General features: G+C 38.8%; 13 protein-coding genes. 7 read left to right on the top strand and 6 right to left on the bottom strand.

Annotation, left to right across the window (positions count from 1 at the left end):
* Positions 1–398: 398 nt before the first annotated feature.
* Entirely contained in the window at positions 399–1,601 is a 1,203-nt protein-coding gene (locus tag CLV48_RS15010) for a pyridoxal phosphate-dependent aminotransferase (RefSeq protein ID WP_106568121.1), read from the bottom strand.
* Between the two features lie 132 nt (positions 1,602–1,733).
* Here CLV48_RS15010 and CLV48_RS15005 point away from each other — a divergent pair, with 132 nt between their 5' ends.
* The 4 genes from CLV48_RS15005 to CLV48_RS14990 all read left to right on the top strand — a co-directional run bounded on the left by CLV48_RS15005 (position 1,734) and on the right by CLV48_RS14990 (position 4,547).
* Positions 1,734–2,597: a toxin-antitoxin system YwqK family antitoxin gene (locus tag CLV48_RS15005; RefSeq protein ID WP_106568120.1), complete on the top strand. Its 864-nt coding sequence runs from the start codon at positions 1,734–1,736 to the stop codon at positions 2,595–2,597.
* Between the two features lie 81 nt (positions 2,598–2,678).
* Positions 2,679–3,110: a MarR family winged helix-turn-helix transcriptional regulator gene (locus CLV48_RS15000; protein ID WP_106568246.1), complete on the top strand. Its 432-nt coding sequence runs from the start codon at positions 2,679–2,681 to the stop codon at positions 3,108–3,110.
* Between the two features lie 97 nt (positions 3,111–3,207).
* Complete coding sequence (locus CLV48_RS14995) at positions 3,208–4,212, top strand: NAD(P)/FAD-dependent oxidoreductase (RefSeq protein WP_106568119.1); 1,005 nt, start codon at positions 3,208–3,210, stop codon at positions 4,210–4,212.
* Between the two features lie 14 nt (positions 4,213–4,226).
* On the top strand, positions 4,227–4,547 hold the full coding sequence (locus CLV48_RS14990; RefSeq protein WP_106568118.1) for a 2Fe-2S iron-sulfur cluster-binding protein: 321 nt from the start codon (positions 4,227–4,229) through the stop codon (positions 4,545–4,547).
* A gap of 23 nt (positions 4,548–4,570) precedes the next feature.
* Here the strand turns inward: CLV48_RS14990 and CLV48_RS14985 are convergent, their stop codons facing one another.
* The 3 genes from CLV48_RS14985 to CLV48_RS14975 form a co-directional block, all read right to left on the bottom strand.
* A complete protein-coding gene (locus tag CLV48_RS14985; protein ID WP_106568117.1) occupies positions 4,571–6,733 on the bottom strand; it encodes a cation:proton antiporter in 2,163 nt (720 codons plus the stop codon).
* Between the two features lie 108 nt (positions 6,734–6,841).
* Positions 6,842–8,962: a methylmalonyl-CoA mutase gene (gene scpA / locus CLV48_RS14980; protein ID WP_106568116.1), complete on the bottom strand. Its 2,121-nt coding sequence runs from the start codon at positions 8,960–8,962 to the stop codon at positions 6,842–6,844.
* Positions 8,959–10,386 carry a methylmalonyl-CoA mutase family protein gene (locus CLV48_RS14975; RefSeq protein ID WP_106568115.1) on the bottom strand — a complete coding sequence of 476 codons (1,428 nt, stop codon included), beginning with the start codon at positions 10,384–10,386 and terminating at the stop codon, positions 8,959–8,961. Before CLV48_RS14975 ends, scpA begins: the two co-directional genes overlap by 4 nt.
* A gap of 140 nt (positions 10,387–10,526) precedes the next feature.
* On the opposite strand from CLV48_RS14975, the gene CLV48_RS14970 reads away from it, so the two are divergent.
* From CLV48_RS14970 to dnaA, 3 genes are all read left to right on the top strand, one after another.
* Positions 10,527–11,279 (top strand): 5'-nucleotidase C-terminal domain-containing protein, encoded by a 753-nt coding sequence (locus CLV48_RS14970; protein WP_106568114.1) that lies wholly within the window; start codon positions 10,527–10,529, stop codon positions 11,277–11,279.
* A gap of 1 nt (position 11,280) precedes the next feature.
* A complete protein-coding gene (locus CLV48_RS14965) occupies positions 11,281–12,195 on the top strand; it encodes a bifunctional metallophosphatase/5'-nucleotidase (RefSeq protein ID WP_106568113.1) in 915 nt (304 codons plus the stop codon).
* Positions 12,196–12,317: 122 nt separating this feature from the next.
* Positions 12,318–13,742 (top strand): chromosomal replication initiator protein DnaA, encoded by a 1,425-nt coding sequence (dnaA, locus tag CLV48_RS14960; protein ID WP_106568112.1) that lies wholly within the window; start codon positions 12,318–12,320, stop codon positions 13,740–13,742.
* A gap of 83 nt (positions 13,743–13,825) precedes the next feature.
* Here the strand turns inward: dnaA and meaB are convergent, their stop codons facing one another.
* Positions 13,826–14,821: a methylmalonyl Co-A mutase-associated GTPase MeaB gene (meaB, locus tag CLV48_RS14955; RefSeq protein WP_106568245.1), complete on the bottom strand. Its 996-nt coding sequence runs from the start codon at positions 14,819–14,821 to the stop codon at positions 13,826–13,828.
* A 45-nt stretch (positions 14,822–14,866) separates the two neighbouring features.
* Positions 14,867–15,271 carry a hypothetical protein gene (locus CLV48_RS14950; protein WP_106568111.1) on the bottom strand — a complete coding sequence of 135 codons (405 nt, stop codon included), beginning with the start codon at positions 15,269–15,271 and terminating at the stop codon, positions 14,867–14,869.
* Positions 15,272–15,307: the final 36 nt, after the last annotated feature.

Here is a 15,307-nt window from a genome sequence, read left to right as displayed (position 1 = left end):
ATTAGAATTACAAAGTTCTAAACTGCTTTACAACCATATAAAAGCACACTAATTAAAAATTAAGTGAGTTTCCTAAAAATTCATTTTAAAGCTATTTTTTTGCTTTTAGAATACTTTTTTTTTCATATTATTGATAAATCGAAAAAATAAGTTTCTAGATAGAAGAATTAATAAATTATAGTAAAAATCAGCCCTCACCAAATTATTAGCAAAATCAAAAGTTAATTTTTTATTGAAAAATTTCTATTTTATGCGAATTATAGGAAAAACTGGACAACACATTCAATTGAATTTTGACCATCCGAACACACTATTTATTTTGTTGTCGAACTTTGGACAAAAAAAAGCCTTCCTCTTATGTATAAAAGGAAGGCTTAGTACAAATTTTAAACTAACAATTATTTCAGGTTTGCGCAGGCTTCTTTAATTCTTTTCATAGCTTCAACAAGCTCCTCCTCAGAAGCAGCATAAGATATCCTAACGCAATTTGGAGCACCAAAAGCCTCTCCTGTCACAAGAGAAACATTGGCCTTCTCCAGTAAATAAATACAAAAGTCATCTGCATTATTTATTGTAAAACCATTAGCAGATTTTCCAAAGAAATAAGTTATATCCGGAAAGAAGTAAAACGCACCCTCTGGAACATGGGTTTTAAAGCCTGGAATTTCCTGGATAAGTTTCAGAACCAGATCCCTTCTATTCAGGTAAGCTTTTTCCATTTCTTTAGAAGCTGTCTGATCTCCTGAAATAGCAGCTAATGCAGCCCTTTGGGCAATCCCTGTACCTCCAGATGTAAATTGGCCCTGCATTTTTTCACAGGCTTTGGCAATAAATAAAGGAGCACAAATATACCCTACTCTCCAACCAGTCATGGCATACCCTTTAGAAAAACCATTTACTGTGATAGTCCTTTCAAACATCCCTGGGAAAGAGGCAATGCTGGCATGCTTTCCAGTAAAATTTATCAATTCATAAATTTCATCGGCAATGACAAAAAGATTTTCCTTCTTTTTAACTACTTCTGCGATTGCTTCCAGCTCTTCCTTACTGAAGACAGACCCTGTTGGATTGCATGGGGAAGAGTAGATGATCGCTTTTGTTTTATCAGTGATTGCCTCCTCTAACTGCTTTGCGGTTGCTTTGAAATTGTTCTCCAGTGAACCTTCAATCGTAACAGGTATACCACCTGCCAATTTGATGATCTCAGCATAGGAAACCCAATAAGGAGAAAAGATCACCACCTCGTCTCCTTCATTGATCATACACATGAAGACATTGGCAATGCTGTGCTTTGCTCCTGTTGAAACGACAATATTCTCAGCCTTGGCATCTGCTATCTTATTCTCTTCCCTGAGTTTCTTGGCTATAGCTTCCCTAAGGTCTTGGTATCCTGCTACAGGAGGGTAAGCAAAATATTTTCCTTCGTCAATGGAAGCCTTGGCAGCCTCCTGAATATGCTTGGGAGTTTTGAAATCAGGCTCACCCAAACTCAGGCTGATGATGTCTATTCCCTGGGCTTTTAATTCCCTGGCTTTTTTGGCCATAGCCAAAGTAGCCGATTCTTCCATTTGATTGATGCGGTCGGATAGAACTGATGTCATTTTATGGTAGGTTTAATAAATTCGGCCAAAAATACGGATAACAATGATTAATTCTAAATCAAAACTTGGAATTGATTAAGTATTTGTAAATTTAACACAAAATATTCCATCTAACTGCTGCGTTTTACCGACATGATCCGCAAACTCGTTTTTATTATTATACTTGTCCAGATCAGCCAAATTGCTTTGGCCCAGAATAAAAAAAGGAAAAACAAAGCTGAAGACCCTGATTCATCCGGGGTAGTAAGTGATATACTAATGCCTACCACACTACCATTGCTGCTATTTGATGAAAGTGCACGTAAAGAGAAAAAGAAAAAAGAGAAGAAAAGCAACAGGAAGAATATTTATTATGGGGAAAAAACCAAAAGAGTAAGAATCAGAACCAATTTCAGGAGCCAAACCCAACTTCAAAATTTCTTTGTAACTACAGAAAAAAGGGTGGTTGACCCTTATATCCGCGACATTTTTTGGTACGACCGTACGGAAAATGTCGTAAGAACTAAAGATTTTAATCCCTCAAAAGGCTACCTTCTCCATGGACCTTACACCAAATACATCAATGAAACAGTCATTGAGGAAGGTAATTTTTTTTATGGCACTAGACATGGAATCTGGCTGAAATTTGACGACAAGAGTGTCCTGTTGGACAAACTACACTTCTCTGAAGGCTGGCCAAAAGATTCTCGGGTCACCTATTACAATCAAGTTTCTCAACAAATTGAAACCCTAACTCCTATAGAATATGAACTAAAAGAAGGAAACTTCTTCCATTTTTTTGAGGATGGACAAATTGCTGTATCAGGAGAATACCATTTTGGCGAAAAGGTCGGACTTTGGACTGAATACTGGAACCACAAAAACAAGGTGGTCAGAAAAAGGGAAATCCAGTACCAGGATCAACCTTTTACAAAAAATTTCAGACCTTTTATTAGGGCTGAATGGGACAAGGATGGCAATTTGGTATATCGAAATGAGGAAAGGGGAAGAAATTAAACCCTATTTACCCTATCTTTTTTATAGATAATTATTTTTTTTCAAGATCAAGTCCGTATATTTGTCATGCTAATTATTGGTATGACACAGGAGCAATTCAGTAAATATTCTTTCCTATTGGACAGGACTGCAAGAAGGGTGAAGCAATATGCCCAAAGGAAATTCAAGTTAGAAGATTTTGACCTGACAGTAGACCAATGGCTGGTCATGAAAAACCTATCTGAGAATGAATTGCTCAGTCAAACAGAATTGGCCCAGATGGTTTTTAAAGACCAACCCACACTCACTAGGATCATTGACATCCTGAGCAAAAAGGGGTATGTGGAAAGAATCCCACACCCACAGGACAGGAGGAGCTTTCAATTGGTATTAACTGAAACAGGGAAATTGAAAGTTAAAGAACTCAAGCCCAAAGTAGCCTTCATCAGAGAAAAGGCTTGGGAAAATCTTAATGAAAGAGATTTCGAAGAATTTAAGAGAATACTCAATACAATCTATAAAAACCTCGAATGAAAAACTTGGATAAGTAAGTATATTACTTGTCATACTAATTATATTTGCACGAACAATTTGATGCTAATCTGGTTTCTCTAATAAAAAAACACATATCATGATTACTACTGACATTTGTATCATAGGGGCAGGACCTGTAGGGCTTTTTGCAGTTTTTGAAGCGGGCCTCTTGAAGATGCGTTGCCACTTGGTAGATTACCTGCCGCAAGTGGGTGGTCAACTTTCTGAAATTTACCCTCAGAAACCCATTTATGACATCCCTGGTTATCCTGAAGTCAAAGCACAGGAGTTGGTAGATAATCTGATGGAACAGATTAAGCCTTTTCAACCAACCTTTACTTTAGGAGAAAGAGTAGAGCATCTCAATAAGCAGGAGGATGGTTCCTACATTTTGGTTACCAATGAAAATACACAAATTCATGCTAAAGTAATCGTAATAGCAGGGGGATTGGGTGTATTTGAACCGAGGAAACCTGCCCTTGAAAAGCTCGATTATTTTGAAGGTAAAGGGGTTACCTACATGGTCAAAAATCCGGATACATTCAGAGATAAAAAAGTTGTCCTTGCGGGCGGCGGGGATTCTGCTCTGGATTGGACAATCTACTTGTCCAATATCGCTGAAAGAGTAACCTTAGTCCATAGAAACGAAACTTTCCGAGGTGCTCCAGATTCGGCAGCAAAAGTATTTGACTTAGCAAATAACGGGAAAATTGATCTCATCCTTTCCGCTAATTTGAAAGAATTGGGTGGAAACGGCCAGCTTTCAAGCATCACGCTAGAAGGAAAAAACAAAGAAGAAATCGTTATCGATACAGATTATTTGATTCCATTGTTTGGGCTTAGTCCAAAACTTGGACCAATTGCCGATTGGGGATTGAGTATTGATAAAAATGCCATTGAGGTGGATACCAGAGATTACTCAACAGGAGTAGAAAGGATTTATGCCATAGGTGATATCAATACTTATCCAGGAAAACTTAAATTGATCCTATGTGGATTCCATGAAGCTGCTATCATGATGCATTCAGCATTCAAATACGTCTATCCCGATCAAAAACTCAGCTTCAAATACACTACAGTAAACGGAGTAAATGCATTTTAATATTCTTTTACAACATGGTAACATTTACAGTTGAAGATCATGACGGCAACCGTCAGACAGTAGAAGCTCCTGATGATATGGGCTTAAGCTTAATGGAGGTTTTAAAGGCCTCTGAATATCCTGTTTTAGCAACTTGTGGAGGAATGGCTCTTTGTGCTACCTGCCATGTTGAGGTCCTTGAGGGAGAAAATGCATTGGGGGAAGCTACAGATGTAGAATTGGATCAATTAGAAAACCTTCCTGAATATTTCCCTACAAGCAGATTAGCTTGTCAAGTGAGAATCAGCACATTGCTTGAAGGGGCGGTTATAAAACTAAGAGGAGAAGATAATTAAAAAAAGGCCATTAATGGCCTTTTTTATTTCCTTTTGAACAATTGTCCCACCAACTGGGTAAAGCTCTCCAAACTATCCACACCTGTCATAATAGGCTTCAATAAAGGGGAACCGCCATAAGCGTTGAGATCCTTTTCATCAAAGTTAAACTGCATTGGATAAATGAGGATATAATTGTTCTGCATAAAATACTTATTGAGGTATTTGGGCAGTTTCTCCATTTGCCCCTCATAAGACACACCATTTTTTCTGCTCATCACCACCACCAAAGCATCATTTTCTTTAAGGTCTTTCGCAAGAATCAGGAAGTCATCCCAGTCAGAAAATTCTACGAAAACCGCTTCCACACTAAATTTCTTCTGGACCTGCTTGATGAAATTCAATGTCTCTTTAGAACCATAAAAAATAAGCTTGGCACTTGTATTCCTTCCCAAATTCCAGATTCTGAGCAACCAAAAAGCAAAACCCATTTCCTTTTCTGCATTTGGAGGGACTACAACCAGATACCTCGACACTGTATTTAGAGGCTGCAAACTATTATAAATCAAAGCAGTAACATTGATTTTCCCAAGAATACCCTCAGTGAGTTTTCCTAAAAAAGAGCCTGAGATCCCAGCATCTTTGTGAAGACCAAGAATGATATCTGTTGCCTTATTTTCTTTGACTGCATTGGTGATCCCATTTATCACATTGGAGTCATACCTTACCAATTCAGTTAAATGATTGTCAGTAGCTGAAGCACAAATACTGGCTTTTTCCAAGAGTTTTTTCGCATACTTTTCCTTTGAGGGATCTTGGGAATCCGAAGGAATGATATTCAATGCGATCAATGCATCCTTTTGGGATTGGGTTTTGATGGTCACACCCAAATTGATCAACTCAGAAATGCTTTCCGGGTAATTAACCGGTATAAGAATTTTTTCATGGGCAGTTTTTCCGTCAACTTCATCCTCATCATTTTCTTCTTCTATTGCAAGCCTTACCGCTCCTTTTTGAGCCACAAATGAAGCTATAGTACAAGTGACCAAAATCATTAGAATTGTACCATTCAACACACTTTCACTCAATAACCTTATTGGTTCCCCGCTCTCATTTTCACCCAATATCACATTGTAACCCACCAATACTGCTGCCAATGTGGCTGCTGCCTGGGCATTACTTAAACCAAATATCACATCCCTTTGGGCTGAGGAAAATTTAAAAGTCTTTTGGGTCAATAAGGCAGCAAGGTACTTGGATAGGGTTGCAATCACTGTCATTACAGCTGCAACTTTGATGGTTTCAAAATCATTGAAAAACACCCTGAAATCAATGAGCATACCTACCCCGATGAGAAAAAAAGGAATAAAAAGTGCATTCCCTACAAACTCAATCCTGTTCATCAAAGGTGAAGTGTGTGGAATCAGTTTATTTAATGCCAAACCTGCCAAAAAAGCACCGATAATGGCCTCTACACCGGCAGCCTCAGCCAAGAAAGCAGCAAGGAATACCAGGCCCAAGACAAAAATATACTGGGAAATATTATCATCAAACCGCTTAAAAAACCATCTCCCTAGAATCGGAAACACAAAACTGACAATTGAAGCAAATATGATCAGGGAGATAATCAATCTTATCCAAAAATCACTTGTCAATTCACCGACTGAAACCCCGACTACAACCGCTAAGACCAAAAGGGCCAATGTATCTGTGATTACTGTTCCCCCCACAGCAATATTGACTGCTTTATTTTTTACAATTCCCATTTTACTTATTATCGGATAGGCCAATAAGGTATGGGAGGCAAACATTGAAGCCAAAAGAATGGAAGTAGGCAGACTAAATTCAAGTAGGTAAAAACCCGATAGCGTACCTAGAGTCATAGGTATTGAAAAAGTAAAGAGTCCAAATATGATTGATTTGTTACTGTTTTTTTTAAAATCAGCCATATCCACTTCCAATCCCGCAAGGAACATGATATAAAGCAAACCTACAGTTCCAAATAGAATAACACTGCTATCCCTCTCAAGAAGGTTGATTCCATTGGGGCCTATAATGGCACCCGCCATTATCAGTCCTATCAGTTGTGGAATCTTTATCCTGTTCAATAAAATGGGGGCAAAAAGAATAATAAATAAGATACTTGAAAAAATTAATACCGGATTAGACCATGGTAAAGTAAAGTTCAAATCTGCCAATAAAACCATTTCTCTAAGTTTAGTTTAATCAAAGATAACCCAAAATGTTATTGTATTTAATGAAAATGGGCTGAATCTAGTTCCAGCCCTCTCATAATTTATTAAGATTTTACAATATCAGAGTTCCATCAATTTATTCAAAATTTCAATGGCAGCTTTGGAAATTACTGTTCCAGGACCAAATACAGCAGCCACTCCAGCTTCATGAAGAAATTCATAGTCCTTTGGAGGAATCACCCCTCCCGCAATCACCATGATATCCTCTCTTCCAAGCTTTTTCAATTCCGAAATTAAGGCAGGAACCAAAGTTTTGTGACCGGCAGCCAAAGATGATGCGCCTACTATATGCACATCATTTTCAACAGCCTGCATAGCTACTTCCTCAGGAGTCTGAAACAGTGGGCCAATGTCCACATCAAAACCAAGGTCTGCAAATCCTGTAGCAATCACTTTAGCTCCTCTATCATGACCGTCCTGGCCCATTTTAGCTACCATAATCCTGGGTCTTCTTCCCTCCAATTCAGCAAAACGATCCGCCAATTCCTTGGCTTCTTTAAAACTTCTGTCATCTTTCGCTTCTCCTGAATACACCCCAGAAATTGATTTTACCGTAGCTTTATGTCTCCCAAATTCCTTCTCCATGGCAAAGGATATTTCTCCTAAAGTAGCTCTTTTTCTAGCTGCATCCACAGCCAGTTCCAATAAATTTCCATTTCCTGTCCTTGCTGCCTCAGTAATGGCCTCTAAAGCTGATTCCACTTCTTCATGATTTCTATTGGCCTTAAGCTGATTCAAGCGCTCAATCTGCTTGTCCCTTACGGCTTTGTTATCAACTTCCAAAATGTCGAAAACTTCTTGATCATCAGTCTCATATCGATTGACCCCCACAATAATATCCTTCCCGCTATCTATTCTCGCCTGTTTTCGCGCAGCCGCTTCCTCAATCCGCATTTTGGGAATGCCAGCCTCAATGGCCTTTGCCATTCCTCCCAGGCTCTCCACTTCTTCTATCAAAGCCCAGGCCTTCTTAACCAATTGGTCAGTGAGATATTCTACATAATAAGAACCTCCCCATGGATCAACCGTTTTGGTAATCCCTGTCTCTTCCTGCAGATATAGCTGCGTATTCCTGGCAATCCTTGCTGAAAAATCTGTAGGCAATGCTATGGCCTCATCAAAGGAATTGGTATGCAATGATTGTGTATGTCCAAGAGCAGCCGCCATGGCTTCAATGGCTGTTCTGGTCACATTATTAAAAGCATCCTGCTCAGTCAAAGACCAACCTGATGTCTGACAATGCGTCCTTAATGCCAGAGATTTTGAATCCTTAGGTTTAAACTGATTGACAATTTTAGACCAAATCAATCTTCCTGCACGCAACTTTGCAATTTCCATGAAGTGATTCATTCCAATTGCCCAGAAAAATGAAAGTCTTGGTGCAAAATCATCAATATCCAGACCAGCAGCTAATCCCGCCCTTAAGTATTCCAGACCATCTGCCAAAGTATAAGCCAATTCTAGATCTGCTGTTGCTCCAGCCTCTTGCATGTGGTAACCTGAAATGGATATAGAATTAAATTTTGGCATATTCTTGGAAGTATATTCAAAAATATCCGCGATGATTTTCATGGATGGTTGGGGAGGATAGATATAAGTATTCCTTACCATGAATTCCTTAAGGATATCATTCTGAATGGTACCGCTCAGTTGGTGTGCCTTTACTCCTTGTTCTTCTGCTGCTACTATATAAAATGCCAAAACGGGGATTACAGCACCGTTCATTGTCATGGATACAGACATTTGATCTAGTGGAATTCCATCGAAAAGAATCTTCATATCCAAAATGGAATCTATGGCCACTCCAGCCTTTCCCACATCACCTACCACCCTTGGGTGATCAGAATCATAACCTCTGTGGGTGGCTAGATCGAATGCCACTGATAAGCCTTTTTGCCCCGCAGAAAGATTTCTACGGTAAAATGCATTGGATTCTTCTGCAGTGGAAAAACCTGCATACTGCCTGATTGTCCAAGGTCTAATAACATACATGGTACTGTATGGGCCTCTCAAGTAAGGGGGAATCCCTGCTGCATATCCCAAATGAGAAAAACCCTTAATAACTTCCTCAGAAAATACAGAAGGTACCGGAACCTTCTCAGCAGTTTCCCAAATCTCGGAATCTAGATTGCTGGATTGAGATTGATTTATAAACTTCAATTGCTTTATATCGGGTCTCATGCTAAAGTATCAGTTTGAAATTCCAAAAGATCAGTTTCTCTACAGCCAAGCAATTGCCACGGCAATTCCTCCACATTTCCCATAGATGACAAACCCAAATTTTCTCCTTTCAATAGGTACTTGTTTGCACCAATTTTGGTTTTTTGGACCTGAAGTATTCCCGTCAGTCGCTTTTTGCGTGTGGATTTAATTTCTTCTTGAATAATTTGACTTTGGTACAATTGCCACCAACCTCCATTGGCTTCAATTTTCTCTAATCCTTCTTTCACTTTGTTCAGCAGCATTGCGATAAGGTTTTCAATAAAATAACTACCTGCCACTGGATCCAATACCTTATCGTAATAACTTTCTTCCCTGAGAATATTTGAAATATTTCTAGCCATTCTTCTGGAAAAAGAATTTGGCTCAGCAATTACTTCATCATGGGAACGGACCCATAAATCATTACAACCACCCAAAATTGCACCCATTGCCTCAGTAGTATTTCTGAGCATGTTGGTATGTACATCCCTTTTGGATTTGGTCCAGTTGCTAGTCTGACAAAAAACCTGGATATCTTCTGGATTTACCTCTACCTTATATAAAGCTGCAAGACTTTGAAAAAGTATACGTGAAGACCGAAGTTTGCTGATTTCCTCAAAATAATCCGAGCCAACCGAAAAATGGAGCATTGTTGATTCAAAGACTTTCTGAACAGGAATTTTCTTCTTCCCTATATAATCCAATAATTCAATGTAAGATGCAATTCCAAATGTAAGCTCCTGAACTGCTGTGGCTCCAGTTTCATGGTAATGGGAAAAATTGATGCAGCAAGCTTTAAAACCATGGAATGATTCCAATATTTTGATTGATGTCGCTAACTCTTGGGAAATTTTGTCCAGATCAGAACGATCTCGTAATAGTTGGGCCATTCCGTCCCAAAGCAGACCGCCCTGAAGTTGATTTAAATCCCAGTTTTTACTGTTGAACCAATCCAAGAAGGAACCTAATATCATACTTGGATCAAGCCCAATTGGCATTAGAAAAGTTTTAATGTATTGAAGTTCGACTCCATTGAGGATGCTGTCAAAATCCTCATTTCCGGACACTTCAAGCACTATAGCATCACATCCGTTTTGAAGTGCATCCAGAATGATTGCATTCCCCTGATTTTGGTCCTTGATTCCTAAATAAACAACATTTGACCAAATCCTTGGAGGCATTCCTGGTATCTTGGAATTAGGTTGAATTTTGTTATGGTACTCTTTCAAAAAAGAGAGGTTTACCATATCCTCTTCCATGTAAAAAGGTAAGATTTCTATGTCATCTGCTGTTTTAGACACCAAATGTTCTTTAAAATCCTTCCCCTTGAGGTCAGCAATAGCCTGTTGAATCCATTGCTCCTTAGTGACAGGGCCAAATTCCTCAAAAAGATTATTTTCCATATTGGGTTTATATTATTTGATTAAAAAACACCTCCATAACCCCAAAACCATAAAGGTAAACTGAGGTTTAAAAGCTATCTTTAACCCCAAAAATAAGAGGTAGATGAATGAAAACCCATTAATCGGCCTCAAATTGAAAGATGATCAGAAATAAAATTTTCAAAATCTGGATTTGTCCTGCGATCCTATTTCTGCTAACCAGTTGTGCTCCATCTCTATTTAAAACCGGAGAAGGGCAATTTCTCCTTGTAGGGTCAGACATTCCTGTGGACTTGGCAGCTCAAAATTTCATACATCCCTATAAAGAGAACCTAGAAAAAGAAATGAACGCGGTAATCGGAGAAACCACCGAGGCTATCCTGAAAACCGGAAATGGTGAATCAGCTTTAGGCAATCTGGTGGCTGATTTCCAAAAAGAATTTGCAGAAAAGGAACTGGGTTATCCAATCGACATCTCTATCATCAACAACGGTGGAATACGTAATACACTACCCAAAGGGGATATAACCTTGGGAAATATTTATGAATTGTCACCCTTTGATAATTATCTCCAAATCCTTGAGTTAAACGAAAACGATGTACTGAGTCTTGCTGAATTTGCTGCTTCTAGAAAGATTCTTGGAATTTCAGGAATGAAAATTACAAGCCAAGGAGAAAAGATATTGGAATTGAAAATCAATGGCAAGGATTTGATACCAGATAAAAAATACCTTCTGGCTGTGAATGATTACCTGGCAAATGGTGGAGATGGAATGGGATTCCTTGTTGAGATACCTAGAAAAACTGAAACAGATTACTTGCTAAGAGACATTCTTATTGAAATTATCAAATCAAAAACTGAGGCTGGACAAAAAATCGAAGCCAAAATAGAAGGAAGGCAAAAATTTGACTGATATGAGGAGAAGAGATTTTATAAAAACAAGCTTACTCAGCAGTATAGCCATCAACTATGGCAATCCCCTCTTTGCAGATGACCTGCAGCCAAAGAAAGGAAAGAGAATAAGTATCCTTCATACCAATGACATGCATTCCAGGATTGAATCTTTCCCAGATGATGGTAGCCGCTGGGCAAACCAAGGTGGGATGATAAGGTTGGCTTCCTTGGTTTCAGAAATCAGGAGTGAGGAAGAAAATCTACTATTATTGGATGCCGGTGATGTTTTTCAAGGGACACCATATTTTAATTTTTATGGAGGAAAACTGGAATTTAAACTCATGAGCCAAATGGGTTATGATGCATCCACGATTGGGAATCATGAATTCGACAACGGCCTGAAAGGACTTTTCGACCAAATGCCACATGCTTCTTTCCCCCATATCTGCTCCAACTATGATTTCTCAAAGACTTTAATGGCAGGGGCAACAATACCATACAAAATTTTCAAAAAATCAAGCTTAAGAATAGGAGTCTTTGGTTTAGGAATAGAATTGCAAGGATTGGTTGGTAAAAAGAATTATGAAAACACCCAATACCTAGACCCCATAGGCGTGGCACAGGAAATGGTTCAGGAGTTGAAATCAAAAAAATCAGACTTAATCATATGTCTTTCCCACTTAGGCTATTCATATAGGGGAAATAAAATAGATGACATCAAATTGGCAGCAGCAGTCAGTGAAATTGATTTGATCATAGGCGGCCATACACACACATTTTTGGACGAGCCAACTCAAATCAAAAACACTGAAGGGCATACAACAATTATTCATCAAGTAGGTACTGGAGCGCTGCGTTTAGGAAAAGTAGATTTTGAATTCAACAAAGAGAACAAAATTAATTTTGCCAATGCAAAAAGTTTACCTATTTATTAGAAAGTCAAGGTGTTTTTGATTTTTTATTTAAATTTATTTTCCCCAAATTTGATGCCCTCCAAAAAGGCAGGGAGTCAGCAAAAATCATCAATTCTTTCGCTTGGATAATTATTGAGTACTAAATGAGTTCAGAGGCTAATGCAGTTTGGAATGAATGTTTGCGTGTAATCGAGCAGCACGTCAATGAACAGAGTTTTTCAACCTGGTTCAAACCTATCAACCCTGTAAGATTAGAGGGGAGTACACTTACCATTCAGGTACCTAGTCAGTTTTTTTATGAGTGGCTGGAAGACAACTATGTTCAGGTTTTGAAGCTTGCTATTAAATCTACGATTGGCCCTAATGGCAGATTGGAGTACGCAGTAGTGGTAGACAAAGGCAATTCTCAAAATCAACCTTACGTAGTAAGCTTTCCTCAAGGCAACTCCAATCCTAATCCAAAAAAAGCCAATGCTTCAACAGTTGAAAGCAAAAGCCCTTTTGACATGCAATCTCTGGACAGTACAATGTTGCTTCAGTCCAACCTCAATCCCAATTATACTTTCAGTACTTATATAGAAGGCGATTGTAACCGTCTGGCAAGATCTGCTGGGTTTGCAGTGGCCAACAAACCGGGAGTGACCTCATTTAATCCATTGATGGTATATGGAGGAGTAGGACTTGGAAAAACCCATTTGGTACAGGCAATCGGCAATGAGATCAAAAATGGACCAGATGACAAATTTGTCCTATATGTTTCTTCAGAGAAATTTGTAAACCAGTTTATGGATGCCATTAAAGATGGCAATGTTAAAACTTTTACAAATTTCTACATGCAGGTAGATGTTTTGATCATTGATGATATTCAGTTTTTGGCGGGAAAAGATAGAACACAGGAGATGTTTTTCCACATCTTTAATCACCTTCACCAAAACAAAAAACAAATCATTATGACTTCTGACTGCCCTCCTAAGGACCTAAAAGGTTTGGAGGAAAGGCTGCTTTCAAGATTCAAATGGGGTTTGACAGCTGACCTGCAGATGCCTGATTTCGAAACAAGAGTGGCCATTATAAGAAGAAAAATGCAATCAGAAGGCATATTTATTCCAGATGATGTAGTTGAATACCTGGCCTACACTGTAGATACAAATGTCCGGGAACTGGAAGGGGTTTTGATTTCCTTAATTGCCCATGCTTCTTTGAATAGGGTGGACATCGACCTTACCTTGGCCAAGACTATCATGAAAAACATTGTCAAGGATATTGAGAATGAAGTAGGGATTGACTTTATCCAAAAAACTGTTTCTGAATATTTTGACATTAAAATGGATGACCTTAAGGCCAAAACAAGGAAAAAAGAAATTGTCACTGCCCGACAGGTCGCGATGTATTTTTCAAAAGAGTTTACCAATCACTCCTTAAAATCTATTGGCTATCATTTTGGAGGAAGGGACCACAGTACGGTTATCCATGCCGTACAGACAGTCAATGATCTGATGGACACCGATACAGCATTCCGAAATTCGGTCAATGATCTTAAAAAGAAATTCAAAATGCGGTCCTATTGACCGCATTTTTTTATTTTGGAGTGAAATCTTTCCCAGTTTGCTGTTAAGTACTGGCGATTAATTCAATGATGTATTTATTCCCCTCATCTGTTTATTAAAAATAAATCCACCAATTCCCTTGCTTTGGCAATCGCTGAATATTTACCGGATTTAATACCTGGAAGTATTTCGCCCATTCTACTTTTGACTTTTGGATTATGGAGAAAGTTATTTTCTATTAAGTACCTGACATGTTCCTGCATCCAATTGGCCCGCTGTTCTTGCCTGTTGAATTCGAGATACCCATTTGCTGTCATTTTATCTTTAAATTCAATTATCATTTCCCAGGCCGCCTCCAAACCTGATTTTTCCAAAGCAGAACATGTTTTAACCTGAGGGACCCAGCCACTTTCTTTAGCAGGAAAAAGGTGAAGGGCATTGGCATATTCTCTTTTTGCCCTTTTTGCTGCCTCCACATTTTCTCCATCAGCTTTGTTGATAATCAATGCGTCACACATTTCTATAATTCCTTTTTTTATTCCCTGCAATTCATCTCCAGCCCCTGCCAACATTAGCAGGAGAAAAAAGTCAACCATTCCTTTTACCGCAATCTCTGATTGTCCTACACCTACGGTTTCAATTAGAATCACATCATGTCCTGCTGCCTCACAGAGAATCATGGATTCCCTGGTTCTGGCGCTAACCCCACCCAAACTTGCTCCAGCAGGACTTGGACGGATATAGGCTCTTTTATCCGCAGAAAGTTCCTCCATCCTGGTTTTGTCCCCCAAAATACTACCTCCTGACTTTGGGCTACTCGGATCAATAGCCAATACGGCAAGTTTGTATCCTTTATCCAGCAGAATCTTTCCAAAACTTTCAATAAATGTGCTTTTCCCTACTCCCGGAACGCCTGTAACCCCAATCCTGATAGATTTGCCTGAATATGGCAGAACCCCTTCCATCACTTTCTCGGCTAAAAGTTGGTCTGACAGCAGGGAACTCTCGACCAAAGTAATAGCTCTGCTGAGGACCATTCTATCTCCTTTTAATACCCCCTCAATGTACGATTCAACAGAAAGTCTGCTTTTCTTTTTCAATTTTTCCAATGATTACGAGACAATGATTTCCCTAATATATCTTATTTAATTGAATGGATACCTGATGAAATTCTCTTGGCCCATTGCTGACTTTTCATACATCCCAATACAGTATTCTTTCCAAGTGGCGTCAAAATGGGGAGCTTCTGGCTTGAGAAATTTGGGCGTATGGTCCAATGAATTAAAAAAATAAACTTTAGTGTTTCCGTATTTGGTATGGGGCATATATCCACCATAGGCTTTCATCTCAGTCCAAGTTGTATCAGAGGTATAGACTGCATATATCCTTTTGATAGGTCCTGTGTTGTTTTCATTCCTGTAAAAGGCCATTTCCTTAAACTCACCCTTCAGATCTGAAATTCCAGGCTGGGAAATGGTGTCACTGATTATCCACGCTACGACCCCAACTACAATCAAAATAAGGGAATAAAACACAAAACGATTACTCATTCGAATTAGTAGTTTAAATTTACCCAGATTATGTAT

Origin of the sequence: Cecembia rubra, assembly GCF_003014575.1 — a bacterium.
GTDB lineage: Bacteria > Bacteroidota > Bacteroidia > Cytophagales > Cyclobacteriaceae > Cecembia_A > Cecembia_A rubra.
The sequence above is the reverse complement of the archived record's forward strand: the minus strand, read 5'-3'. Positions and strand labels throughout refer to the sequence as shown.

Excerpts from the sequence above, each read along its gene's own strand:
- CLV48_RS14950 (WP_106568111.1), bottom strand. The coding sequence starts at position 15,271 with ATGAGTAATCGTTTTGTGTTTTATTCCCTTATTTTGATTGTAGTTGGG.
- CLV48_RS15005 (WP_106568120.1), top strand. The coding sequence starts at position 1,734 with ATGATCCGCAAACTCGTTTTTATTATTATACTTGTCCAGATCAGCCAA.
- dnaA (WP_106568112.1), top strand. The coding sequence starts at position 12,318 with ATGAGTTCAGAGGCTAATGCAGTTTGGAATGAATGTTTGCGTGTAATC.
- CLV48_RS14990 (WP_106568118.1), top strand. The coding sequence starts at position 4,227 with ATGGTAACATTTACAGTTGAAGATCATGACGGCAACCGTCAGACAGTA.
- CLV48_RS14975 (WP_106568115.1), bottom strand. The coding sequence starts at position 10,386 with ATGGAAAATAATCTTTTTGAGGAATTTGGCCCTGTCACTAAGGAGCAA.
- CLV48_RS14995 (WP_106568119.1), top strand. The coding sequence starts at position 3,208 with ATGATTACTACTGACATTTGTATCATAGGGGCAGGACCTGTAGGGCTT.
- CLV48_RS15010 (WP_106568121.1), bottom strand. The coding sequence starts at position 1,601 with ATGACATCAGTTCTATCCGACCGCATCAATCAAATGGAAGAATCGGCT.
- CLV48_RS14965 (WP_106568113.1), top strand. The coding sequence starts at position 11,281 with ATGAGGAGAAGAGATTTTATAAAAACAAGCTTACTCAGCAGTATAGCC.
- CLV48_RS14970 (WP_106568114.1), top strand. The coding sequence starts at position 10,527 with ATGATCAGAAATAAAATTTTCAAAATCTGGATTTGTCCTGCGATCCTA.
- scpA (WP_106568116.1), bottom strand. The coding sequence starts at position 8,962 with ATGAGACCCGATATAAAGCAATTGAAGTTTATAAATCAATCTCAATCC.
- CLV48_RS14985 (WP_106568117.1), bottom strand. The coding sequence starts at position 6,733 with ATGGTTTTATTGGCAGATTTGAACTTTACTTTACCATGGTCTAATCCG.
- CLV48_RS15000 (WP_106568246.1), top strand. The coding sequence starts at position 2,679 with ATGACACAGGAGCAATTCAGTAAATATTCTTTCCTATTGGACAGGACT.